This window comes from Streptomyces sp. NPDC001270 (assembly GCF_042896695.1).
GTDB lineage: Bacteria > Actinomycetota > Actinomycetes > Streptomycetales > Streptomycetaceae > Streptomyces.
On sequence record NZ_JBIAXM010000030.1, the window covers coordinates 29,800 to 50,954 of the forward strand.

The 21,155-nt window shown below is 72.5% G+C and carries 20 protein-coding genes and 2 pseudogenes; 10 read left to right on the plus strand and 12 right to left on the minus strand.

Annotated elements, in window-relative coordinates; all coding sequences use genetic code 11:
• Nucleotides 1-41 precede the first annotated feature (41 nt).
• Entirely contained in the window at nt 42-2,120 is a 2,079-nt protein-coding gene (locus ACFY2B_RS35640) for a SpoIIE family protein phosphatase (RefSeq protein WP_390767189.1), read from the minus strand.
• 462 nt (nt 2,121-2,582) lie between these two features.
• On the opposite strand from ACFY2B_RS35640, the gene ACFY2B_RS35645 reads away from it, so the two are divergent.
• Together ACFY2B_RS35645 and ACFY2B_RS35650 are read left to right on the plus strand one after the other, a co-directional pair.
• Nucleotides 2,583-3,464: a hypothetical protein gene (locus ACFY2B_RS35645; protein WP_390767249.1), complete on the plus strand. Its 882-nt coding sequence runs from the start codon at nt 2,583-2,585 to the stop codon at nt 3,462-3,464.
• A 126-nt stretch (nt 3,465-3,590) separates the two neighbouring features.
• Nucleotides 3,591-3,965 carry a hypothetical protein gene (locus tag ACFY2B_RS35650; protein WP_390767190.1) on the plus strand — a complete coding sequence of 125 codons (375 nt, stop codon included), beginning with the start codon at nt 3,591-3,593 and terminating at the stop codon, nt 3,963-3,965.
• A 115-nt stretch (nt 3,966-4,080) separates the two neighbouring features.
• On the opposite strand, the gene ACFY2B_RS35655 is transcribed toward ACFY2B_RS35650, so the two are convergent.
• The 6 genes from ACFY2B_RS35655 to ACFY2B_RS35680 form a co-directional block, all read right to left on the minus strand.
• Nucleotides 4,081-4,686 (minus strand): hypothetical protein, encoded by a 606-nt coding sequence (locus tag ACFY2B_RS35655; RefSeq protein WP_390767191.1) that lies wholly within the window; start codon nt 4,684-4,686, stop codon nt 4,081-4,083.
• A 183-nt stretch (nt 4,687-4,869) separates the two neighbouring features.
• Nucleotides 4,870-5,862 (minus strand): fibronectin type III domain-containing protein, encoded by a 993-nt coding sequence (locus tag ACFY2B_RS35660; protein WP_390767192.1) that lies wholly within the window; start codon nt 5,860-5,862, stop codon nt 4,870-4,872.
• A 393-nt stretch (nt 5,863-6,255) separates the two neighbouring features.
• Nucleotides 6,256-6,666: a PTS-dependent dihydroxyacetone kinase phosphotransferase subunit DhaM gene (locus ACFY2B_RS35665; RefSeq protein WP_376531203.1), complete on the minus strand. Its 411-nt coding sequence runs from the start codon at nt 6,664-6,666 to the stop codon at nt 6,256-6,258.
• Complete coding sequence (gene dhaL, locus ACFY2B_RS35670; RefSeq protein WP_390767193.1) at nt 6,659-7,258, minus strand: dihydroxyacetone kinase subunit DhaL; 600 nt, start codon at nt 7,256-7,258, stop codon at nt 6,659-6,661. Before dhaL ends, ACFY2B_RS35665 begins: the two co-directional genes overlap by 8 nt.
• Nucleotides 7,259-7,304: 46 nt before the next feature.
• On the minus strand, nt 7,305-8,297 hold the full coding sequence (gene dhaK / locus ACFY2B_RS35675; RefSeq protein ID WP_390767194.1) for a dihydroxyacetone kinase subunit DhaK: 993 nt from the start codon (nt 8,295-8,297) through the stop codon (nt 7,305-7,307).
• A gap of 445 nt (nt 8,298-8,742) precedes the next feature.
• Complete coding sequence (locus tag ACFY2B_RS35680; protein ID WP_390767195.1) at nt 8,743-9,684, minus strand: alpha/beta hydrolase family protein; 942 nt, start codon at nt 9,682-9,684, stop codon at nt 8,743-8,745.
• A 201-nt stretch (nt 9,685-9,885) separates the two neighbouring features.
• Between ACFY2B_RS35680 and ACFY2B_RS35685 the strand changes: the two genes are divergently transcribed.
• On the plus strand, nt 9,886-10,476 hold the full coding sequence (locus tag ACFY2B_RS35685) for a TetR/AcrR family transcriptional regulator (protein WP_390767196.1): 591 nt from the start codon (nt 9,886-9,888) through the stop codon (nt 10,474-10,476).
• A 116-nt stretch (nt 10,477-10,592) separates the two neighbouring features.
• Here the strand turns inward: ACFY2B_RS35685 and ACFY2B_RS35690 are convergent.
• Nucleotides 10,593-10,996, minus strand: a pseudogene (locus ACFY2B_RS35690) (LysR substrate-binding domain-containing protein).
• 10 nt (nt 10,997-11,006) lie between these two features.
• Here ACFY2B_RS35690 and ACFY2B_RS35695 point away from each other — a divergent pair.
• Complete coding sequence (locus tag ACFY2B_RS35695) at nt 11,007-12,059, plus strand: MFS transporter (protein ID WP_390767197.1); 1,053 nt, start codon at nt 11,007-11,009, stop codon at nt 12,057-12,059.
• Here ACFY2B_RS35695 and ACFY2B_RS35700 read toward each other — a convergent pair.
• Entirely contained in the window at nt 12,043-13,158 is a 1,116-nt protein-coding gene (locus ACFY2B_RS35700; RefSeq protein WP_390767198.1) for a PP2C family protein-serine/threonine phosphatase, read from the minus strand. The two genes, ACFY2B_RS35695 and ACFY2B_RS35700, sit on opposite strands and share 17 nt — an antisense overlap.
• A 256-nt stretch (nt 13,159-13,414) precedes the next feature.
• Here ACFY2B_RS35700 and ACFY2B_RS35705 point away from each other — a divergent pair, with 256 nt between their 5' ends.
• Nucleotides 13,415-13,552, plus strand: coding sequence for a hypothetical protein (locus tag ACFY2B_RS35705; protein WP_390767199.1), 138 nt, complete (start codon nt 13,415-13,417; stop codon nt 13,550-13,552).
• 32 nt (nt 13,553-13,584) lie between these two features.
• On the opposite strand, the gene ACFY2B_RS35710 is transcribed toward ACFY2B_RS35705, so the two are convergent.
• The 3 genes and pseudogenes from ACFY2B_RS35710 to ACFY2B_RS35720 form a co-directional block, all read right to left on the minus strand.
• Nucleotides 13,585-13,911 (minus strand): hypothetical protein, encoded by a 327-nt coding sequence (locus ACFY2B_RS35710; RefSeq protein ID WP_390767200.1) that lies wholly within the window; start codon nt 13,909-13,911, stop codon nt 13,585-13,587.
• 182 nt (nt 13,912-14,093) lie between these two features.
• On the minus strand, nt 14,094-14,249 hold the full coding sequence (locus ACFY2B_RS35715; protein WP_390767201.1) for a DUF6131 family protein: 156 nt from the start codon (nt 14,247-14,249) through the stop codon (nt 14,094-14,096).
• 165 nt (nt 14,250-14,414) lie between these two features.
• A pseudogene (locus ACFY2B_RS35720) lies at nt 14,415-16,405 on the minus strand (heavy metal translocating P-type ATPase).
• A gap of 115 nt (nt 16,406-16,520) precedes the next feature.
• Here ACFY2B_RS35720 and ACFY2B_RS35725 point away from each other — a divergent pair.
• From ACFY2B_RS35725 to ACFY2B_RS35745, 5 genes are all read left to right on the plus strand, one after another.
• Entirely contained in the window at nt 16,521-16,904 is a 384-nt protein-coding gene (locus ACFY2B_RS35725; RefSeq protein WP_390767202.1) for an ArsR/SmtB family transcription factor, read from the plus strand.
• A 360-nt stretch (nt 16,905-17,264) separates the two neighbouring features.
• Nucleotides 17,265-17,507 (plus strand): hypothetical protein, encoded by a 243-nt coding sequence (locus tag ACFY2B_RS35730; protein ID WP_390767203.1) that lies wholly within the window; start codon nt 17,265-17,267, stop codon nt 17,505-17,507.
• On the plus strand, nt 17,500-18,597 hold the full coding sequence (locus ACFY2B_RS35735) for a response regulator (protein WP_390767204.1): 1,098 nt from the start codon (nt 17,500-17,502) through the stop codon (nt 18,595-18,597). Before ACFY2B_RS35730 ends, ACFY2B_RS35735 begins: the two co-directional genes overlap by 8 nt.
• 236 nt (nt 18,598-18,833) lie before the next feature.
• Complete coding sequence (locus ACFY2B_RS35740; RefSeq protein ID WP_390767205.1) at nt 18,834-20,156, plus strand: PP2C family protein-serine/threonine phosphatase; 1,323 nt, start codon at nt 18,834-18,836, stop codon at nt 20,154-20,156.
• 237 nt (nt 20,157-20,393) lie between these two features.
• A complete protein-coding gene (locus tag ACFY2B_RS35745) occupies nt 20,394-21,053 on the plus strand; it encodes an SDR family NAD(P)-dependent oxidoreductase (protein ID WP_390767206.1) in 660 nt (219 codons plus the stop codon).
• Nucleotides 21,054-21,155: the final 102 nt, after the last annotated feature.

Below are 21,155 nucleotides of genomic sequence, written 5' to 3' on the forward strand. Positions count from 1 at the left end.
ACCTGGTACCCGGCACCCGGCACCTGGTACGCGACGGGGGATCACGCGGCCCCGGCATCCCGGGCCCGCGCGATGAGCAGCGCCACGTCGTCGTGGTTGTCGGGGTGGTGGAGCGTTCGCAGCAGCAGGTCGCAGATGTCCTCCAACGGGCGGTCCGGGCCGTCCAGGAGGGCCAGCAGGGCGTCCAGGCGCTCGTCCAGCGAGTGGCTGCGGGTCTCCACCAGTCCGTCGGTGTAGAAGACCAGCCGGTCGCCGGGGGCGAAGCCGACGGTGGTGGTGGAGAAGGAGACGCCGCCCACGCCCAGCGGCACCCCCGTGGGCAGCGTCAGCAGCTCCGGAGCACGCCCGGCGCGGACCCGGGCCGGGGGCAGATGCCCGGCATTGGCGATCCGGCACTGGCCCAGCCGGGGATCGTGGACGGCGTAGACGCAGGTCGCGATGGAGTGGTCGAGACCCGAGGCGATCTTGTCGAGGTGCTGGAGGAGCACCGCCGGATCGAGGTCGAGCGAGGCGAGGGTGGTGGTGGCGGTGCGCAGTCGGCCCATGGTGGCCGCAGCGTCGATGCCGCTGCCCATCACGTCGCCCACGACGAGCGCCGTCTTGCCGCCCTCCAGCGGGATGACGTCGAACCAGTCACCGCCGACCTCGGTGGTGGCGCCCGCCGGCTGGTAGCGGGAGGCGACCTCAAGACCGGTCGTCACGGGCGGCCGGCCCGGCAGCAGGCTGCGCTGCAGGGTGAGGGCCGTGTCACGGGCGTTCTGGTACCAGCGGGCGTTGTCGATCTGCACGGCCGCGCGGCCGGCCAGCTCCCGGGCCAGCAGCACGTCGTCCTCGTCGAAGGGCCGCGGATTGCGGGTGCGCTTGAGGTCGAGGGCGCCCAGCACCTCGCCGCGTGCGATCAGCGGCACCGCCAGATAGGAGTGCACGCCCGCCTGCCGCAGGAACTCGGCCGCCTCGGGCGAACGGGCGATGCGGTCCAGGTCCGCGTCCGTCACCCGCGGCACGACGACCGGGCTCGCCGTGCGTACGCACCGGGCGACCAGCCGGTCGGGGTCGTAGCTGACCCGTCGGCCGGGCAGGTCGGCGGCCCGGACCGCGTCCGCGTCCGCCGCCTGCTCCGCCCGGACCGCGAGTGGCCGGATCAACGCGGGCCCGGCGGGCTCGAACGTGCTGCGGCGGCCGTCCACCACGGCGTCGAGCAGATCCACGACAGCCACGTCGGCCAGCTCCGGCACGGCGACGTCGGCCAGTTCGCGGGCGGTGCGGTCCAGGTCCAGGGTGGTGCCGATGCGGGCGGACGCGTCCGCGACGATGGCCAGCCGCCGTCGCGCGGCCTCGGCCTCGACTCCGGCCCGGTACTGCTCGGTGATGTCCACGATCGACGTCGCGACGCCGAGCACCCGGCCCATGGCGTCCTCCAGCCGGTACAGCGACACCGACCAGGCGTGGTCCTCGTCCGGGTCCGCCGGGGTCCGGCCGACGGTGGGGCGGTCCACCAGCGGCCGGCCGGTCTCCAGCACCCGGTGGGTCGCCTCCTCCAGGGTGTCGGCGTCCAGCAGCGGCAGCACCTCGCGGGGGGTCCGCCCGACGTGCTCCTCGGCGGGGAGACCGTTCATCCGCTCCAGCGTCGGATTGACCGAGACGTACCGCATTTCGGTGTCCAGCACGGCCAGCCCGATCGGCGACTGGGTGACCATCCGCTCCGACAGGGCGACGTCCTGTTCGAGGCGGCGCACCGTCGACCGGTCGGCCGCGAGTCCCAGCGCGAACACGTCACCCCGGTCGTCCATCAGCCGCATGTTGCGGAACTCCACCAGCCGCGTGCTGCCGTCCTTGATCCGGATGGGGAACGCCCCGGCCCAGCTCTGGCCGGTCGCCATCACATCGGCGAACAGCTTCCCGACCAGCTCGATGTGCTCGTCGTGCACCATCAGACGGGCCGCGTACTCGCCCAGGGCCTCCTGCGCCGAGTAGCCGAACAACTCCTCCGCCTGGGGGCTCCACAGCACGATGCGGCCCTTGTCGTCCAGTACGACCGAGGCCACATTGAGCACGTCGAGCAGCCCGCTCGGCCGTACCGGACCTTCGCCCTCGGCCACGGGAGCCTCGGCTGCACTCATCGCACGCACCGCCTTCGACCGTCCCTGCGGCACGCCATCCTCTCTCGTGCCGTCACCCCATGTTCTCCCGCGCCCACACCCGACTCTCCGACGCCGCCGTCCGTTACCTCCACCATCCCTCACGATCGGGCCGGGCGTCCGGCGAAACAGCCATCCACCGGTCATCAACCGGTGGACACCGGCCCGAAAGCGGGCGGCAGTCTGCAGTTCACCAGGCATCAGTTCGCCGTGGGCCGGTCCGGTCGAGCATCGGTTCGCATCTGCGCGCCTCGGCGGCTGCCGGCCGCCGGTCCCGCCGCGGTCCGCCGTCTTCCGCCGTGGTTCGACGGCAGCCGCTGCCCGCCGTGGGTCCGTGAGTTCACCCTCAAGTTCCCCTGTTGGTCTGTACATGCTCAGCAGATGCGGGACAGACTGTCCGCCGGAACTCGTAACCCGCCCCCCACCACCGAGGAGTCGGCCTCCATGCCCGCGTCCGCCCGGCAACGTTGTCACGCAGTCCTGACCGGACTCGTCGCCCTCGCCACCGCCGTCGTCGTGTCCGTGTCCGCAGCACCGCCCGCCTCCGCCGCCGACACCTGGACCGAGGTCGGCTCCGACCGCGCCGACCCGCTCACCGAGAGCCAGGGCCTGACCTCGGTCGAGGTCCCGGCCGGCAGCCCCAACCGCTACACCGGCGTCGGCACCATCCCCGTGGACCTCGCCGTCCGTGGCTGGAACCACGTCGGCGACCCCGACGCCTCCTACGACGGTCACTACATCGAGCCCTACCAGGCGGACTCCGGCAACGCCAAGATGTTCCGGGTCCAGGCGCCGGGCGGTGCCTGGACCGAGTACGTGCACACCCTCAGTGCCGGGGAGGCGCTGAACAACTCCTGGGTCGCGATCTCGCCGGACGGGCAGTGGATGCTGTCGGGTGAGTACGGCACGATGAACAGGCTCCTGGTCTTCCCGACCCCGGGCGTCAATCCGAGCACATCGCCCTCCGCGAACCTGCCGCAGGCCGCCACCGTCAACCTGGACCACGCCGTGCGCGACGTCCAGGGCTGCGACTTCTCCGGGCCCACGACCCTGCTCTGCTCCTCCGACGACCCGGAAGGCAGCCTGTTCGGCATCACCAAACCGCTCCTGCAGATCGACCTGTCCGCCCAGCCGAACGGCACGGCGGACGTGTCCGGCCACGTCACGGCGCTGCGCCAACTCCCGCTGCGCAGCGGCTGTTCCGGCACTTTCGAGGCCGAGGGCATCGACTACGACCGGCGCACCGGCACCCTGCGCGTGATCGTCGTCTCGCCTGGCTTCTGTGTGCTCACGGACAGCAAGACGTACCGGTTCACGCGTGGCTGACCCGGCGCTCCCGGATGGCGCCCGCGCCCGGTAGTGCTCCGGGGCGGGCGGTGCTTTGCTGAGGTGGGACGGGGTTGCCGCGAGGCACCCCCGTGCCGCCGCAGCGCGGCCACGAGAGGAGCGATCATGAAGAACATGGAGCGGTCGCACCCGGAATCCGTCTCGGTGGAGATCAGCGGGTGCTCCAAGGAGGACGCCCGGGTCGTCTTCGACGCCCTGCGGGCCTGCTTCACGTGCGACCGGGGCGCGGACGAGGTGCCGCAGCAGCTCCACGAGACACGTCCCATGGTCTGGCTGGGCACCTACGACGTCGCGGACGCCCATGCGGTGCCCGCCCCGCCCGCCCTGCGCGGGACGTGCGTCGTCGCGGACGTCCAGGGCGGCTACTGGGCCGTGGACCGGTTCCGCACCACCCTGGACTCCCTGTTCCGCGTGCAGGAGACCTGCACGGCCTCCGGCGACCAGGAGCGGGACCTGCATCTGCGGCTGGAGAGCCGCTGACCGTCCCGTCCGTCCCCACGGGCCCGTCGTCCGTACGGCCCGTCCGCCCGCACGCCCCGGCCGGCTCCTCGCCGCCGGGGCGTGCGGCGCGCAGCGGCCGTGGGCGGCGCCGGGCTCACAACCCGTGGGGACGGGCGCGGCGCCGGAGGTACCAGGCCGTGGCGATGACCCCGCTGCCCACCAGGGCCGCGCCGGCGCCGAGGGTGAGCGGTCCGTAGTCGCGCACGGTGCCGCCCAGGCCGCCCAGCACCCCCCGCTGCGGGACGGCCGGGGGCGGGACCGCCGGGACCGCAGGCACCGCCGGGGCCGCAGGCACCGCCGGGGCCACCGGAGCCGCCGGGGCCTTTCCGGTCTGCGGGACCTTCGGAGCGGAGACCACGACCGACTGGGAGCCGGCGGATGTGCCGTTCGAGCACACCACGACGACCGTGTACGTCCCGGCGGCGACGTTCGACCAGGCCGCGGACTGACCGGCGGTCGTACCCGAGAGCGGCGTCTGGCGCCCCTCGGCGAAGTTCCGCTGCTCGCCGGTGAGCAGGGAGGCGCTGCCCCAGTTGCCGTTGATCTGGGTGCAGGCGCTGGTGGTGACCGAGACGGTGGATCCGTTGGTGCTGGCCGAGATGCCCGAGGCCGCCGCGGACGGCCCGGCGAGGCATATCGGCAGCGCCGCGGCGAACGCCAGGATCGGCCCGGAGCGGATGAGGAGTCGAATAGTGCGCATTGGGCTGCCCTCCGGCGGCACGGGTGGCGGAACGTCCCATGCGCCGCCGGGGGTCGGGAAACGTCCGTGCTGCCTCATCGGCATCCCATGCGGAGCCGGGCCCTGCCGCATCCGGACCGCCTCCGTCCGGGTGGCGATGTCCTCCGTTCCGGGCAATGCCGTGCGCGGCGGCTTCCCCGCGGCCTACTCGGTGGCGCCGGACCCCGCGCCCGTCGTCACGGACCGCTCCGCCGAGTATCCGCCCCAGGTGCCGTCCGACAGCCTGGCCCGGATCCGCACCCGGTGGTCGGCCCCGGCCTCCCGGCCGACGTAGAAGCTGTACGTCGCGCGGCCCTTCGGCGGGGTGCCGCCCCACACCAGCGAGGTGGGCTGCCCCCGGTCGAGCTGGATCTGGTACTCCGTGACCACACCGTCGTCGGCCGGCGGGTCCCAGGACAGGTCGAGGTAGTACGCGCCGTCGGTGAGACGGCTCGTCACGCGGAAGCCGGCGGGGGCGGTGGCGCTGCCGTCGTCGGTGCCCGGCGTGGTGAGGCGGACGGCGCTGCTCGCGGGCGAGAGGTTGTCCGCGGCGTCCCGGGCCCGGACGGTGAACGTGTACCGGGTGCCCGGCCGCAGCCCGCCGACCACCGTCGCGGTCTGGTTGCCGCCGACGCTGTGGATCTTCGCCGTTCCCTGGTAGATGTCGTACGACACGACGGCCCGGTCGTCCTTCGCCGCGTCCCAGGACAGCTGGGCCGCCCGGCTGCCGACGGCCCGGCCCGTCGGCTCGGCCGGACGGGAGGGCGCCGAGCGGTCCGCCGCGACGGCGGCCGATGTCTTCGCCCGCACCTGCCGGCTGTCCGCGCTGAGCCGTCCCCCAGTGTCCCGGGCCCGCACGGTGAAGGCATACGTGGTGGACGGCCTGAGCCTGGTGACGTCCACCATGCGTTCGGAACCCGGCACTTCGGCGACTTTCGTGGAGTCGCGGTAGACCTCGTAGGAGTCGATGCCCGGTTCGCTCGGCACCGCGTTCCACATGACGTGCACGCTGGTGGCGCTGCCTGCCTCCGCGGTGACGCCCGTCGGCGCGCCGGGCGGCCGCTCACCCCCGTTGTCGGAGGACGAGCCCCAGCCGCAGGCCGAGACCAGCGCCAGGGCCGCCAGGGCCAGCACGTGGGGTACGGAAACGCGTCGCACGGCTGTGCCTCCCCGAGGACGGTCACGGCAATGGTCCGGACCAATATGGCCCGACCGGTGCGATCGCAGCAAGGGGGCCGCGTTGGTGACCACCCGCGAAGGTTACGTATGCTGAGGTTCCTCACGGCCGAACTCTCCTGCGGTGCAGGGGAGTTCGCGCCTGTGGCGCGGAACGCTGTCGTCGCTGATCCCGCGCCGTGCGCGGGTGGTCGGGGTGGCCTGGGCCGGCACGGCCCAGGCCCCCGGCCCCTGTCGGAGGCCGGATGCGGGCGCCCCGTCCACGACGACCGCGGCGCCCCGGGCCGCGCGGCCCTTGGTTCCGGCGACCCCAGGACCTTCCGTTACTCGGACCTTCCGCTACTGAGACCTTCCAGTACTCAGACCTTCCAGTACTCAGACCTTCCGGTACGAGTACGCCTCGACCGCGGCCGCCTCCACCGCCGCGAGGTCCGCGCCCGCCGCCGCGGTGACGACCGCCGCCACCGCGCCCTCCACGAACGGCGCGTCCACCAGACGCGTGCCGTCCGGCAGTTCGTCACCCTCCGCGAGCAGGGCCTTCACGGTCAGCACCGCGCTGCCCAGATCGGTGAGGACCGCGACCCCGGCGCCCCGGTCGACGGCGGCAGCGGCGGCGGCGATCAGTTCGGCGCTGGTGCCCAGACCGCCGTCCTCCGTGCCGCCCGCCGGCGCGACGGACACCCCCTCCGCACCGCCCGCCAGGCCCTTCGCCAACTCGGCGACCGAGGCGGCCACCTCGGCGCTGTGCGACACCAGCACGATGCCGACCCGCTGCCCGTCAGTCATCTGCGGCCTCCTCCAGCGCGGCGACGAGCAGGGCCGACGAGGTGGCCCCCGGGTCCTGGTGGCCGATGCTGCGTTCGCCGAGATAGCTCGCCCGGCCCTTGCGCGCCTGCAACGGCGTGGTCGCCACGGCGCCCGCCTCGGCGGCTGCCCGCGCCGCCGCGAAGCCGTCACCGAGCGCGTCCACGGCCGGCAGCAGGGCGTCGATCATGGTCTTGTCGCCCGGCGCGGCCCCGCCGAGCGCCATCACCCCCTCGACGCCCGCCCGCAACGCCTCGGCGAACTGCGCAGGCGCGACCTCGGCGGCATCACCGAGCGCCTTGCCGGTACGGCGCAGCAGGGTCCCGTACAGCGGGCCGGACGCGCCGCCCACCGTGGAGACGAGCCGGCGTCCCGCCAGCGTCAGCACGGCACCGGGCGTGTCGGGCGCCTCCTTCTCCAGCGCGGCCGTCACCGCATGGAAACCGCGCTGCATGTTGGCGCCGTGGTCGGCGTCCCCGATGGCCGAGTCGAGAGCGGTGAGCCGTTCCGCCTCGCGGTCGACGGACGCGGCGGTCACGGTCATCCAGCGGTGGAAGAAATCGGCGTCGAGCACAAGATCTCCTTGCGTGGTAGGTACGTTGGTCGGTGCGTCCGCCGGGTCACATCCCCCAGCGCAGGGCCGGCGTCCGCACCGGCGCGTCCCACAGGCGCAGCAGGTCCTCGTCGACCTGGCACAGGGTGACCGAGGCGCCCGCCATGTCCAGGGAGGTGACGTAGTCGCCGACCAGGGTGCGGGCCACGACCACGCCCCGTTCGCCGAGCACCCGCTGCACCTCGGCGTTGAAGCCGTACAGCTCCAGCAGCGGGGTGGCGCCCATGCCGTTGACCAGGACCAGGACCGGACTGCGCGGGGTCATGTCGTCCAGGATCGCGTTCACCGCGAAGTCGGCGATCTCACCGGACGTCATCATCGGCCGCCGCTCACGGCCCGGCTCGCCGTGGATGCCGATGCCCAACTCCAGCTCGCCGGGCGGCAGATCGAAGGTGGGGCTGCCCTTGGCGGGCGTGGTGACCGCGCTGAGCGCGACGCCGAAGCTGCGGGAGTTCTCATTGACCTGCCGGCCGATGGACTCGACCCGCTCCAGCGGCTGCCCCTCGGCGGCCGCGGCGCCCGCGATCTTCTCCACGAACAGGGTCGCGCCGGTGCCGCGCCGCCCCGCCGTGTAGAGGCTGTCGCTGACCGCGACATCGTCGTTGACCAGCACCTTCGCGATCTGGATGCCCTCGTCCTCGGCCAGTTCGGCCGCCATGTCGAAGTTGAGGACGTCGCCCGTGTAGTTCTTCACGATGAACAGCACACCGGCGCCGCTGTCCACGGCCGCCGCGGCGCGCGCCATCTGGTCGGGCACCGGTGAGGTGAACACCTCACCCGGGCAGGCGGCCGACAGCATCCCGGGCCCCACGAAGCCGCCGTGCAGCGGCTCGTGCCCGGAGCCGCCGCCGGAGACGAGCGCGACCTGTCCCGCCACCGGTGCGTCCCGCCGTACGATCACCCGGTTCTCCACATCCACGGTCAGCTCGGGATGGGCCGCCGCCATCCCGCGCAGCGCGTCCGCCACCACGGTCTCCGGGACGTTGATGAGCATCCTCATGGGCGTCTCCTACTTAGCTCGGCAAGCATGCTTCCATACCTACGTCTTAGCTGGTCAGCTTATATATGAGCGGTCGTCGACGGTGGCGGTCCGGGGTGGTGGGCACGGTCTTGGGGGTACGGCGCCGACTGGATGCCGACTTTCTGACGGAGGTTCAGGTGCATCGGATGGACGGGGCGCGGCCACGCTGAAGTGCGCTATCGGCAGTATCGGCCTTGTGGCAGCGAAGGTCACGTGCGGCGACCGCTCGGGTGAACGAGGGTGCGGGCCGCGGCGGACGGGCGAGCCGCGGCTGTGTTTCGTGCGGGCCGCGCTCTGGGGTGCATGGCGGCGCACGCGCCGGTGCCCGCCATGGCGCTCGACCGGGTGTTCGGTTGCCGCGGCCGTCCCGCAGAGTGCGCGCGGGGCCCGCCGCGCGGCGCGGCGGGCCCCGGGCGGGGACGGGCTACTTGCTCTGGAGCTTCCCCAGCGGGCTGGGGTCCGCCGCCAGCGCGGCGACGGCGGCCTTCCAGCCGGTGTCCTCGGTGCACAGGGCGCTGCGCAGGAAGGCCGTGCTGAGCCGCTGGATCAGGGCGACGCGCGCGGGATTCTCGTCCGTGGTCGCGGTGGCCCCGTACCCGTTGATGCCGCCGAGCGAGTGCTCCGCTCCGAACAGCGTGAGCAGGCTCTTCTCTCCGGGGCTGTAGGTGTAGGGGTCGGTGAACCAGTCGGGTCCGCGGGTGGACAGCGCGGACTGGTCGTGGTCGCCGGCGACGATGAGGGCCGGCGCGGTCATGGTGTCGAAGGACGGCTTCATGAAGGGGAAGTTCTCTTCGGCGAACGGGGTCAGGTCGTCGCCCAGACCGGTCAGGGCCAGCAGCACCCCCGCCTTGACGCGGGGGTCGGACATGTCCTCGCCGGGGACGCCGTCGGCGTCGAGGACGCGTGCGCCCAGCAGTGTGCTCACCGTCTGGGCGCCCCAGGAGTGGCCGGCCACGGCGATGCGGCTGCGGTCCAGGCGTCCGCCGAGGCCCGGGACGGCGGCTTCCAGGACGTCGAGACTGTCCAGCACACGTGTGACGTCCTCGATGCGGAAGCGCCAGATCCGCGGTGTGCGGGGATCGTCGGCGGGGACACCGAGCGTCCTGGAGTCGAGGTGGGTGGGCTGGAGGACCACGAAGCCCCGGGCGGCCCAGAAGTCCGCCAGCGGAGCGTAGTCCTTCATCGACATGCCGAAGCCGTGCGAGAAGACCACGACGGGGAGGTCGCTTCCGGTGGCGGGGGCGGACACGGCGACCTGGAGGTCAGCGCCGCGTCCCGGGGCGGGCAGTACCACCGGCCGTGCGGATGTCACCGTGACGGGTGCATCCGCGGTCAGTCGTGTGGGGGCGGTGATCGAATCGGACATGGACGTGCCTTCCGTTCAGTTGCTTCGCGTTCTTCGGTCCGTTCGGCCCGGCGGGTGGCGGGCCGTCGTCGCCGGGCCCGCGGCCCGGTGGACGGCTTGGTCGCCGGTCGTGGGTCTGCCACAATGCGCGAAACGGAACCTCGCTCCGCAAAGATACGGAGCGACGTTCCGCTTTGCAAGTCTCGGAGAAGGGTCGCCTCGGTGAACGACAGCGGTCACAGCACGAACAGCACAGCCGGATCCAGGCGCAAGGACGCCCGGCGCAATCAGCAACTCCTGCTGGATGCGGCCGCGGCGGTCTTCGTCACCTCGGGGGTGGAGGCGCCGGTACGCGACATCGCGGCCGAGGCCGGCGTCGGGATGGGGACGATCTACCGCCACTTCCCGACCCGGGCGGACCTCGTCATCGCGGTCTACCGCCACCAGGTCGACGCCTGCGCCGAGGCCGGCCCGGCGCTGCTGGCCGACTGCCCCACCCCGTATGCCGCGCTGGAGCAGTGGATCAACCTCTTCGTCGACTTCCTGGTCACCAAGCACGGACTCGCTGCCGTGCTGCAGCCGGACAACAGCAGCTTCGAGTCGCTGCACGCCTACTTCCTCGACCGGCTCGTACCCGTGTGCGACCGGCTGCTCGACGCGGCGGCCGAGCGCGGCGAGATCTGCCCCGGACTCGACGGCCTTGACCTGATGCGGGGCGTGGGCAACCTCTGTGTGGGTGCGGAGAGCGATCCGCGCTACGACGCACGCAGGCTGGTCGCCCTCCTCGTCACGGGACTGCGCCGGCCGCGCTGACGCCGGTCGCGGAGACCTGGGGGAGAAGCTGCCGCGCCGTCCGGACCCGGGCCGCGGCCCCACCGGACCGGGGGTCGTCGTAACCGCTGTACCCGGCGTCCCCCGCCGGGCGTCCGTCAGTTGGCCGGATCCGTGGCCGGGTGGGTGGCCAGCACCAGGTCGATGAAGGCGCGGGCGGCGGCGGAGACACGGCGGCGGCCGGGTGTGATGAGCGAGACCTCGAAGCGGGGCTCCGGCTGCACCCGGCGCGGTGCGAGGTGTTCGGTCGCCGAGCCGTGGAGCATGGAGTCACCCAGGAACGCGCAGCCGAATCCGGCCCTGACCAGGCCGATGGCGGCGGGGATGTCGGTCACCTCCACGGCGATCTCCCGGCGGAGCCCGGCCTGAAGGAAGACACGGTCGACGCTGGCCCGGTTGCCCAGCCGACGGGGAAGTCCACGAACCGCTCGCCGTCCAGTTCGGCGATCGGCACGACCGGGCGGACGGCGAGCGGATGGTCCCGGGGACAGGCCAGTACCAACGGCTCCGACTTGAGGCTCTACCAGCAGCGTGATCACTTCTCCACGATCATGCTGACGGTGATCTACGCGCTCTACGCGGTGGGTGTGATCGTCAGCCTCTTCCTCGGCGGGCACCTGTCGGACTGGGTGGGACGCAAGCGGGTGCTGGTGCCCGCGCTGCTGCTGAACGCCGCCTGTGCGCTGATCAATCTGGGCGGCATCGGATTCGGGCCGCTGGTCGCGGGGGTGCTCGCCCAGTACGCCCCTCGGCCGCTGGTCCTGCCGTACGTCGTCTTCCTCTGCGCGCTCATCGTCCTCGCGGTCCTGGTCGCCTTCTCGCCGGAGACCGCCGACCTGCCGGATCCCGCGCCGCAGTACCGGCCGCAGCGGATCGCCGTGCCCGCCCACGCGCGCGGGCTGTTCTTCGCCGCCACCGCAACGGGTCTGGCCGCGTTCGCCGTCTTCGGCATCTTCAACTCCCTCGCCCCGTCGTTCCTCGCCGGGGCCCTGCACGAGGACTCGCACGCGGTGGCCGTCGCCGTGGCGTTCGCCGCGTTCGCCGCGGGCGCCGCCGCCCAGATGGTCCTGAGCCGCGCCGGACTCGCGCTCACGCTGCGCACCGGCACGCTTGTGCTCATACCGGGCCTGGCGCTCCTGGCGGCCGGGATGTGGCTGCCCAGCCTGGCGATGTTCGTGATCGGCGGCGTACTGACCGGTGGCGGCGGCGGGCTGGCCTTCCGTGGCGCGCTCACCGCCGCGGGTGCGGCAGCCCCGGCCGAGTCGCGGGCCGAGGCGCTCGCGTTCTTCTTCCTGGGCGCCTACACAGGGCTGTCGGTGCCGGTCGTCGGACTGGGCATCGCCACGCAGTACGTGTCCACGCGCGTGGTGATGCTCGTCTTCGTGGTGCTCGTGGGCGCCGCCGCCGCGCTGCGCCCGCACGGTGCGTGCCCGGTACGTCCGCGGATGAGGGCCGGCCAGGCAGGCCGGGGGTCCGCACCGGTCTGCCGGAAGCGGCCGGAACCCCGGTGCTCGGGTGGGCCCTTTCCAGTCCAGATGGGCCGCCGGATCACAGACGCACGATGACGAGGGCGGTGTCGTCGGTGATGCCCTGTGGCGGGGACAGGTCGGTCAGCAGGGCGTCGGCGAGGGATTCGGGGTCGGCGCCGCGGTGGCGGGTGAGGGAGTCGGCGAGCCGGGTGAGGCCGGTGTCGATGTCCTCGTGGCGGCGTTCGATCAGGCCGTCGGTGTACAGCGCGAGGGATGAGCCCTCGGTGAAGGAGGTGGCGGCCTGCGGCCAGGGGCCGTGTTCGGGGCGGGCGCCGAGCGGCGGGTCGGTGGCCCGGTCGAGGAACTCGACGGTGCCGTCGCGGTGCAGGAGGGCCGGCGGGGGGTGGCCGGCGCGGCTGTAGGTGATGGTGTGGGTGTCCCAGTCGACGAACGCGTTGGTGACGGTGGTGTTCTCGGCGCCGGCCACGGAGCGGGCGTACAGCTCCAGGACTTCCAGGGCACGGGCGGGGCTGCCGGCGGAGCGGGAGGCGGCGCTGAGCGCGCTGCGCAGTTGCCCCATGACGCTCGCCGCGGCCAGCCCGTGTCCGACCACGTCGCCGACGGCGACCCCGAGGCGGTCGCCCGGCAGGTCGACCAGGTCGTACCAGTCGCCGCCCACCTCCAGCGTGCCGATGGCGGGCCGGTAGCGGACGGCCACGGGACGGCGTCCGGCCGGGCGGGGAGCGGGCAGCATGGCCTCTTGCAGGCTGAGCGCGACCACCCGGGCGCGGATGAGTTCGGTGACCTCCTCCATCCGGTGCAGCAACAGCGCCACCCTCCCGTCCTTGCCGAAGACGGGGACGTTGGTCATGCTCCAGAAGCGCCCGTCACCCATGTGGGGCCGGTCGCACGGCCACGGCTCGAACCGCTGCAGCTCCATCGTTTCGGGCTTGCCGGTTTCGGCGACCAGACGCAGCGATGCCTCGACCTGGCGCGCCGCCGCCGCGTTGGGATGGTTCGGCATGTCGGCGAAATCGTCGGGCATATAGCGGCCGATGACGTCCTCGCGGCAGCGGCCGAGCAACCGCATCCATTCCGTGTTGACGTCCGTGAAAACCAGCTGCGGGGTCAAGAGTGCCGCAGCCCCGGGAAGGGTCTGGAAAACCGCGCTGTAGTCGATCTCCGATTCCGTCATGTCCGTCTCGTCCGATTCCGGTGCTGCCCCTTTCGTACGATATGTGTTCCCGTCTGGCGGTCGGGGTTTCGGTGCCGTGAAGCTGGTCACGTTCCACCGGCGGCATCGCTCGCGGTCCGACCGGTGTTCGCCCAAGCGCTACGGAAAATGCACCCGCAGGGCATCCGCGGCGGAGGAAAAGAATGCATTGTCTGCTTTCAGAGACCCGTATCCGGGTTTCGCAGACCCGTATCCGCAGCAAAGGAAGCCGACCGACATGGGCGAGATCCTCATAACCGTGGCAACGAAGGTCGCCGTCGCGCTCGCCGAGGCGATCATCCTGCGAGTCCTGTGGGAGCTGTGGGCCGCCTGCTCACGTTCCCTGCGCGGCACCGCCCGGCCGGTCGGCGCGTGAAGAACCCGCCCCGACCGTAGGTATGCCTCTCGTCACGCCTGTGTCTTGGCGCCTGCCTCTTTCTTCTCCTTCCGTCCGCTGCGCAGCAGCCAGGTGGCTCCGCCGACGGCCAGTGCGACGGGCCATTCCAGGACCCCTGCCACCGTCAACGCTCCGAGACCTCCGTAGAACGCGAGTTCCTTGGCCGGGGGCCTACTGGGCAGATGCGCCGTCGCCTCGCGCGCGGTGCTCGTCACGTCCTCCTTGGTGAGATACGGAATCGGCACCGAGGGATGCAGCGTATGCATGTGCACATGCAGGCCCGCGCCATTGCGCGATCGGGATTCCGCCTGCCGGGAGCCTTCCGTTGTCCTGGCCATCGTCCTGCTCCTTTCATCGGAGTCGGCATGATGTGCCCCTTCGATTCTCGCGCGTTTTCGGTGGCGTGTGCGCGTTCACGCCGGTGCGACGGAAAGACGGGACGCCCGCCCACCGGGCACGCGGAGTCGGGTGCCGGGCGGCGGGAAGCCACGGCCGGGACGCGCACGCATGGTGGTGACGCTCACCAATAGTGACGTCGACCGGCGACCGCGTGGCCCATGGTTCCCAAGAGCCACAGGACGACGCCGATCACGGCCAGGATGATGCCGATGGTCCACAGGATCGAGATGCCCGTGAGGAATCCGATGATGAGGAGGATGACGCCGAGGGCAATCATGAGGTGCCTCCTGCCGTTGGCTGGTTCCTCAGCTCCGAGTGCCCCGAAGCGGTGCCCTCATCCCTCGGATGCCCGCATCCCCCCGCGTCCGCCGCCCGCCTCCAGGTGCGCACAGCACGGGCGAAGACCTGGTCCGGCGGCGCGGGCGAACCCGCCGGCCGGTTCTCACACCGGACGCGCCGGGCCGCCGTCCGGCCGTACCCGCCGCCAGGCCGCCTCGGTCAACAGGCGCAGGCCGTTGAGCCCGACGATGACGGTGGAGCCCTCGTGTCCGGCGACGCCCAGGGGCAGCGGGAGGGTCCCGGCCTGGTCCCAGAGGACCAGGGCGGCGATGAAGGTGCCCGCGATCACGAGGTTCTGGACGACCAGGCGGCGGGCGCGACGGGAGAGGCCGACCGTGGCGGGGATGGCGGTGAGGTCGTCACGGACCACGACGGCGTCGGCCGCGTCCAGCGCGAGGTCGGCTCCGACGCGGCCCATGGCGATCCCGGTGTGGGCGGCGGCCAGGGCCGGGGCGTCGTTGACGCCGTCGCCCACCACCAGGACCCTGCGTCCGTCCTGCTCCAGTTCGCGTACGACGGCGACCTTGTCCTGGGGCAGCAGGCCGGCGCCGACGTCGCTGATGCCGAGGCCGTCGGCCAGGTGACGGGCGGCACGCGGGTTGTCGCCGGTGACCAGGACGGGCGCGCGACCGGTCAGGTCGGTGAGCGCGCGGGTCGCCGGGCCGGCCGCGTCGCGCGGCTGGTCGGCGGCGCCGAGGACACCTGCCGGTTCGCCGTCGATCATGACCAGGACGGCGGTGCGTCCTGTTTCCTCCACTTCCTCCACCTGCTCGACCACGGCGAGGGCGGGGTGCCGCCCGGGCAGCAGCCGGGCGGGACTGCCGACGGTCACGGTACGGCCGTCGACGGTGGCGGTGACCCCGGTGCCGGGTGTGGAGCAGAACTCCGTGGCGGTGGGCAGAGCGAGCCGGCGGGTCCGGGCGGCGTCCACGACGGCGCGGGCCAGCGGGTGTTCGCCGGCGTGCTCGGCCGCTGCCGCGAGCCGCAGCAGCTCGTCCTGGCCGAGCCCGCTGCCGGTCAGGGGCCGCACGTCGGTGACGAAGGGCGTGCCCTCGGTGAGGGTGCCGGTCTTGTCCAGGGCAACGGTGTCGATCTGACCGAGGCGTTCCATGACGACGGCGGACTTGACGAGGACGCCGTGCCGACCGGCGTTGGCCATGGCCGACAGGAGCGGCGGCATGGTCGCCAGGACGACCGCGCAGGGCGACGCGACGATCATGAAGGTCATCGCGCGCAGCAGCGCGGCCTGGAGCGGGGAGCCCAGCAGCATCGGCACGGCGAAGACCAGGGCGGTGGCGGCGACCATGGCGAGGCTGTAGCGCTGTTCGACCTTCTCGATGAACAACTGGGTGGGCGCCTTGGTCGCGGCGGCCTCCTCGACCATCTTCACGATCCGGACGATGACCGAGTCCGCCGGGTCGCTGTCGACGCGGACCCGCAGGGCACCGGTGCCGTTGACGGTTCCGGCGAAGACTTCGTCCCCCGGCTGCTTGGCCACCGGCAGCGGCTCGCCGGTGATGGTGGCCTGGTCGACCTCGCTGCTGCCCGCCACGACCTGGCCGTCGGCGCCGATCCGCTCCCCGGGCCGCACCAGGACGAGGTCCCCCACGGCGAGACGCTCCACCGGGACGGTCTCCTCGCCGCGGTGGGTCAGCCGGGTCGCGGTGCCGGGTGCGAGATCGAGCAGTCCCCGGACCGAGTCGGCGGTACGGGCGGTGGCGACCGCCTCCAGGGCGCCGGACGTGGCGAAGATGACGATCAGCAGCGCACCGTCCAGGATCTGGCCGATGGCCGCCGCGCCCAGCGCCGCGACGACCATGAGCAGATCCACGTCCAGCGTCCCGCCCCGCAGGGCCTTCAGCCCCTGCCACCCCGGCTCCCAGCCGCCGGTGACGTAGACCGCGGCGAACAGCGGCCCCCACAGCCAGAGGGGGGCACCGGGCAGGTACAGGGCGAGGGCCGCCAGGAACAGCACCAGCGCCGCCGGCGCCCACCGCGCCTCGGGCAGGACAGCAGACGGGTGCGTCGCGCGGGCGGCGGCGGGCTGAAATCGGTCAGGCCCGGGGCCGGACGTTGATCCAGAGCAGAGGACATTGGCACATCAACCCTTCACGGGCGTGGTCGGCCCGGTACGGGCGTGGCCGACGCGTCTCCTCACCATACCGGAACACATGAACAAGTATTCACATGTGATAGCTATGCTGTCCTCATGGGCCACGGAGTCGTCACCACCAGCACCGCGACCACCCGCGAACGTCTCGATGTCGTCGGCACCGCCGATGTCGCCGCCACCCTCCAGGCCCTGGCCACCCCCTCGCGACTGCACATCCTCGCCCGGCTCCAGGAGGGCCCCTGCTCGGTCGGCGACCTGGCCGCGGCCGTGGGCATGGAGCCGTCGGCCTGCTCCCACCAGCTGCGCCTGCTGCGCAACCTCGGCCTGGTCACCGGCGAACGCAACGGGCGCTCGATCATCTACGCCCTGTACGACAACCACGTCGCCGAACTCCTCGACCAGGCGCTCTACCACGTCGAGCACCTGCGCCTGGGCCTGCGCGACACCCCGGCCACGGACCCCGCCGCCGGGATCGACTGACTTCTCCCGGCCCGGCCGGACTCGGCACCCTGCCCGCGGGTGATGCGGGTGATGCGGGTGATGCGGGTGATGCGGGTGATGCGGGTGATGCGGGTGATGCGGGTGTGATGCGGGTGTGCGGACGGACGCGGGTGCCCCGGGTGTTGCCGCAACACCTGTCGTGCGGCGGCCCTGACCTCGGGCGGGAAGCGTTGCGGACGGCGCACGGGGGCGGCAACGGACCCGGGCTGTTGCCGGTTTGCCGGTTGCCCGGCGCAACGGATTCACCTGCCGTCATTGTGTAGCTCATCGCGAGGCGGGTCCGTCCGGGGCCGCGCCGTCCCGGCCGGCGTGCGGCGGGGGTGAGGAGAGGTGGGTTCGATGGATCGTTCGCTTGTGTCGGTGCGGGCCGCGCTGGTGCTCTTACTCGCGGCGCTGGCCGGTGTGACCGCGGGACTCCTGTCGGTGCTGGCCGGCGACGGGGCGGCGGGCGGCCTGCTCGCCGGGCTCGCCGCGGCGGGCGGGGCCCTGCCGGTGTTCAACCAGGTGATCGCCCCGGACCCCGGCCGGCCCGGTCCCGCCCCGCGCGAGGCCCGTGCGAAGGGCGGACAGGCCCGTGGGTGAGCTGCGTCCGCTGCCGTCGGATCTGACACCGGAATCGCGTGCCCTGGCCATGGCGCTGCGCGAGTTGTTCGAGAGCCTGGACGTCTCCGTCCGCCGCTACGCGGCCCGCCGCCTGCGCGACGCCGGTACGTTCTCGCGCTACCTCAGCGGCACCCGCGTCCCGCCCTGGGAAGTGGTGATGGACCTGTTCACGGACGCCGCCGAACACCGGGGCATGGCCGCCACCCCGGACGCCATCGAACTGGTGCGCCGACTGCACCGGGCGGCCGTCGAGACCAGCGTCTCGCCCCGCCACGCGGTCGAGGTACTGGAGCAGCAACTCGCCGAAGCGGACCGCGTCTCACGCCGTTCCACCGCACGCGGCGACGCGCTGAGCGACGCGCTGCTGGACCGCAAGCACCGCATCGCCGACCTGGAGGTGCGCCTGAACCAGCTGGAAGCGGCCTGGAGCGCGGAACGCGCACGCGCCGAACGGCTGATCGCCGCAGGCCCCGACGCCACCGAACTGCTGCACGAACGCGACCAGCTGCAGGACGAGGTCACCCGCCTGTCGGCCCTGCTGCACGAGGCCCAGAAACAGCGTGACGAAGCCGAACAGCGCTGCACGCTGCTGGAACGCCAACTGGACGCGGTCGAGCAGGTCCAGCAGACCGCCGCGGCCGTGACCCCGGCCGTCTCCCAGGCCATGCCCAAGGTCCTCATCGTCGACGACCAGGCGGACAACCTGCTGGCCATGAGCGCCGTCCTGGCCACGCTCGACCAGGAACTGGTCGCCGTCCCCTCCGGCCGGGAAGCCCTCAAGGCCCTGCTCGACCACGACGACTTCGCCGTGATCATCATGGACGTCCAGATGCCCGACATGGACGGCTACGAGACCGCCGCCCACATCAAACGACGCCCCCGCACCCGTGACGTCCCCATCATCTTCCTCACCGCCATGGGCACCGACCCCGAACACTCCGCCCGGGGCTATGCCGCCGGCGCGGTCGACTACATCGGCAAACCCTTCGACCCCTGGGTCCTGCGCGCCAAAGTCGCGGTCTTCACCGGTATCTACCTCGAACAACGGCGCCTCACCGGAGCGGGGTGACGACCGGACCGACCGCGCCACCGGCCCGGCGGCGCCAGGCGTTCCGATCATGTGTGACATACCGCTTTCGGTGCAATGCCCGGTGTCGTGCCGTCCGGCGGGTCACGCTGTGCGGACAGTCGGGCACGGTCGGGGCAGGGAGTCATGGGGCGTAACGGGCGTACGGGTAAAGATCGTGTGAGCGGCATCCACGCGAGCGCCACCGGGTGCGGACGTCGGACGGACGGCCGCCGGTGATGCCGAGGGAACCGAACGCCGCAGAGCCGCCGGACGACCCGCCGCGGCGGCGGCTCGGCGCCGAGCTGGAGGTGATCGCCGAGCAGCTCCGGTCGCTGGCGCGGGCACAGGACCGGTTGCACGAGCTGTACGAGGCGGTCCTCGGCCGGAACGTGGACCTGTCGGTGCTGCTGAGGCTGATCGTCGACACCGCGAGGGAACTGGTCGGTGCCCGCTACGGCGCCCTCGGCGTCCTCGACGCGAAGGGCGAGTCCCTCATCCGGTTCATCACGGCGGGTCTGTCCGAGCAAGAGCGGGCCGACCTGGCCGATGTCGAGTTCCCGCACGGCCGCGGCCTGCTCGGACGCCTGATCGCCGTCCCCGAACCGCTGCGCGTCGATGACATCGCAGCCCACCCGGACGCGGCCGGGTTCCCGCCCCGCCACCCGCAGATGCGGTCCCTGCTCGGAGCCGCGATCAGCACCCGCGGCAAGGTCTACGGAGACCTCTACGTCGCCGACCGACGCGACGGGCAGCCCTTCGACGCCCATGACGAGGCGCTCATCGTCTCGCTCGCCGGCGCCGCGGGCCTGGCCATCGACGACGCGCGCCTCTACCGGCAGGCCCGGCTCGACGCCGAACTGTTCCAGCGGCTCCTGCTGCCCAGCCTGCCGGACCTGCGTCCCTTCGAAGCCGCCGCGGCCTATCGTGCCGCCGTCACGCCGGGCCACATCGGCGGGGACTGGTACGACGCCCTCCTGGTCCCCGACGATTCCTGCGCGGCCGTCATCGGCGACGTCGCCGGCCACGACCTGCAAGCCGCTGCCGCCATGGCCCAGATCCGCAACATGCTGCGCGTGCTCCTCTACGACCAGCGCACCCCGCCCGGCGCCGTCCTCGCGCACCTCGACGGGGCGCTCCAGGTGCTCACCGAGCAGCCTTTCACCACGGCGTGCCTCGCCCGCATCGAACCCGCTCCGCCGGACGGCTGGAGCTTGAGCTGGAGTACCGCGGGCCATCTACCGCCCCTGCTGCTCACCCCCGACGGCCGGACCCGGTACCTGAACGCCGACCCCGACCTGCCGCTCGGCATCGACACCTCCGAACCGCGCACCGACCACACCTGCCTCACGCCGGGGGGTTCCACGGTGGTCCTCTTCACCGACGGCCTCGTAGAGCACCTGCGGTACCCGATCGAGACGGGACTGGAACGTCTCGCCGCCCTCGCCACCACGCACGCAGCCCTGCCCCTGCAGGAGTTCGTCGAAGCCCTGGCCGACCATCACCCCAGCGACGGCCACGACGACATGGCCGTCCTGGCGCTCCGCATCCCGCACTCCTGACCGCTGTCACCACCGTCACGGCCGTCATCGCCGGGAACCGCCGAGTCGCTCCGCCTTATTCATACTCACCGGGTATCAACGGTGCCCGAATCGGTCCTTAAGGTCCGCCGCCGTACCGGGTTGACTGCAAGGAGCACGTGCCCGGCCGCGGCGGGAAGGCCCGCCCGTCGCGGGCACGACGTCGTGCCGCGGCGCTGTCACCGGGCGCAGGAACATCCGGTAGTTGGAGGAACGAGCATGAGCAAGGGATCCGCACTCATCGTGGGGGTGGGCCCGGGCCTGGGTCTGGCCCTGGCGGAGACGTTCGCCAGGGACGGCAACCCGGTGGCGCTGTTCGGCCGTGGTGCCGAGCGCCTGGAGGGATACGCGTCCGCGCTGACGGCCGAAGGCCACACGGCGCGCGCCTACCAGGCGGACGCCGCCGACCCGGAGGGACTGCGGGCCGGGCTGGAACGGGCCGCGGACGACCTCGGGGCGCCGGAACTGCTCGTGTACAACGCGGCCGTGCTGGGTCCCGACACTCCCACCGGAACCGACCCCGCGGACTTCGCGCACACCTTGGCGGTGAACGTCACCGGGGCCGTGGTCGCCGCCCGGACGGTCCTTCCGCTCCTGTCGGGCGGCCGGGGAAGCCTGCTGTTCACCGGTGGCGGCTTCGCCCTCCGTCCCTCACCCGAGTACACCTCGCTGTCGGTGGGCAAGGTGGCGCTGCGGGCGTACGTCCAGACCCTGCACGCGCAGCAGCAGGGATCCGGCGTTCACGTGACCACCGTGACCGTGGCGGGTTACATCGGAGGCGAGGACCCCCGGTTCGCTCCCGCGTCCCTGGCCGCGGCCTACCTCGATCTGCACCGCCAGCCGCAGGACCAGTGGCAGGCGGAACTCCTCTACGCCTGATTACCTACAGGCCCCCCGGGCCCGTGCCCCGTCCGGGTGCGGGCCCGCGGTGCTTTGTCCAGGCCCCGGCCGACAGGCACGTCCGCGCCGCCGGGACCGGTT

What these genes read in the sequence shown, in the direction of transcription:
- ACFY2B_RS35725 (WP_390767202.1), top strand. Translation starts at nt 16,521, where the DNA reads ATGGGCCACGGAGTCGTCACCACCAGCACCGCGACCACCCGCGAACGT.
- ACFY2B_RS35745 (WP_390767206.1), top strand. Translation starts at nt 20,394, where the DNA reads ATGAGCAAGGGATCCGCACTCATCGTGGGGGTGGGCCCGGGCCTGGGT.
- ACFY2B_RS35710 (WP_390767200.1), bottom strand. Translation starts at nt 13,911, where the DNA reads ATGGCCAGGACAACGGAAGGCTCCCGGCAGGCGGAATCCCGATCGCGC.
- ACFY2B_RS35680 (WP_390767195.1), bottom strand. Translation starts at nt 9,684, where the DNA reads ATGTCCGATTCGATCACCGCCCCCACACGACTGACCGCGGATGCACCC.
- ACFY2B_RS35740 (WP_390767205.1), top strand. Translation starts at nt 18,834, where the DNA reads ATGCCGAGGGAACCGAACGCCGCAGAGCCGCCGGACGACCCGCCGCGG.
- ACFY2B_RS35700 (WP_390767198.1), bottom strand. Translation starts at nt 13,158, where the DNA reads ATGACGGAATCGGAGATCGACTACAGCGCGGTTTTCCAGACCCTTCCC.
- ACFY2B_RS35665 (WP_376531203.1), bottom strand. Translation starts at nt 6,666, where the DNA reads ATGACTGACGGGCAGCGGGTCGGCATCGTGCTGGTGTCGCACAGCGCC.
- ACFY2B_RS35715 (WP_390767201.1), bottom strand. Translation starts at nt 14,249, where the DNA reads ATGATTGCCCTCGGCGTCATCCTCCTCATCATCGGATTCCTCACGGGC.
- dhaK (WP_390767194.1), bottom strand. Translation starts at nt 8,297, where the DNA reads ATGAGGATGCTCATCAACGTCCCGGAGACCGTGGTGGCGGACGCGCTG.
- ACFY2B_RS35730 (WP_390767203.1), top strand. Translation starts at nt 17,265, where the DNA reads ATGGATCGTTCGCTTGTGTCGGTGCGGGCCGCGCTGGTGCTCTTACTC.
- ACFY2B_RS35655 (WP_390767191.1), bottom strand. Translation starts at nt 4,686, where the DNA reads ATGCGCACTATTCGACTCCTCATCCGCTCCGGGCCGATCCTGGCGTTC.
- ACFY2B_RS35645 (WP_390767249.1), top strand. Translation starts at nt 2,583, where the DNA reads ATGCCCGCGTCCGCCCGGCAACGTTGTCACGCAGTCCTGACCGGACTC.
- ACFY2B_RS35705 (WP_390767199.1), top strand. Translation starts at nt 13,415, where the DNA reads ATGGGCGAGATCCTCATAACCGTGGCAACGAAGGTCGCCGTCGCGCTC.
- ACFY2B_RS35650 (WP_390767190.1), top strand. Translation starts at nt 3,591, where the DNA reads ATGAAGAACATGGAGCGGTCGCACCCGGAATCCGTCTCGGTGGAGATC.
- ACFY2B_RS35640 (WP_390767189.1), bottom strand. Translation starts at nt 2,120, where the DNA reads ATGAGTGCAGCCGAGGCTCCCGTGGCCGAGGGCGAAGGTCCGGTACGG.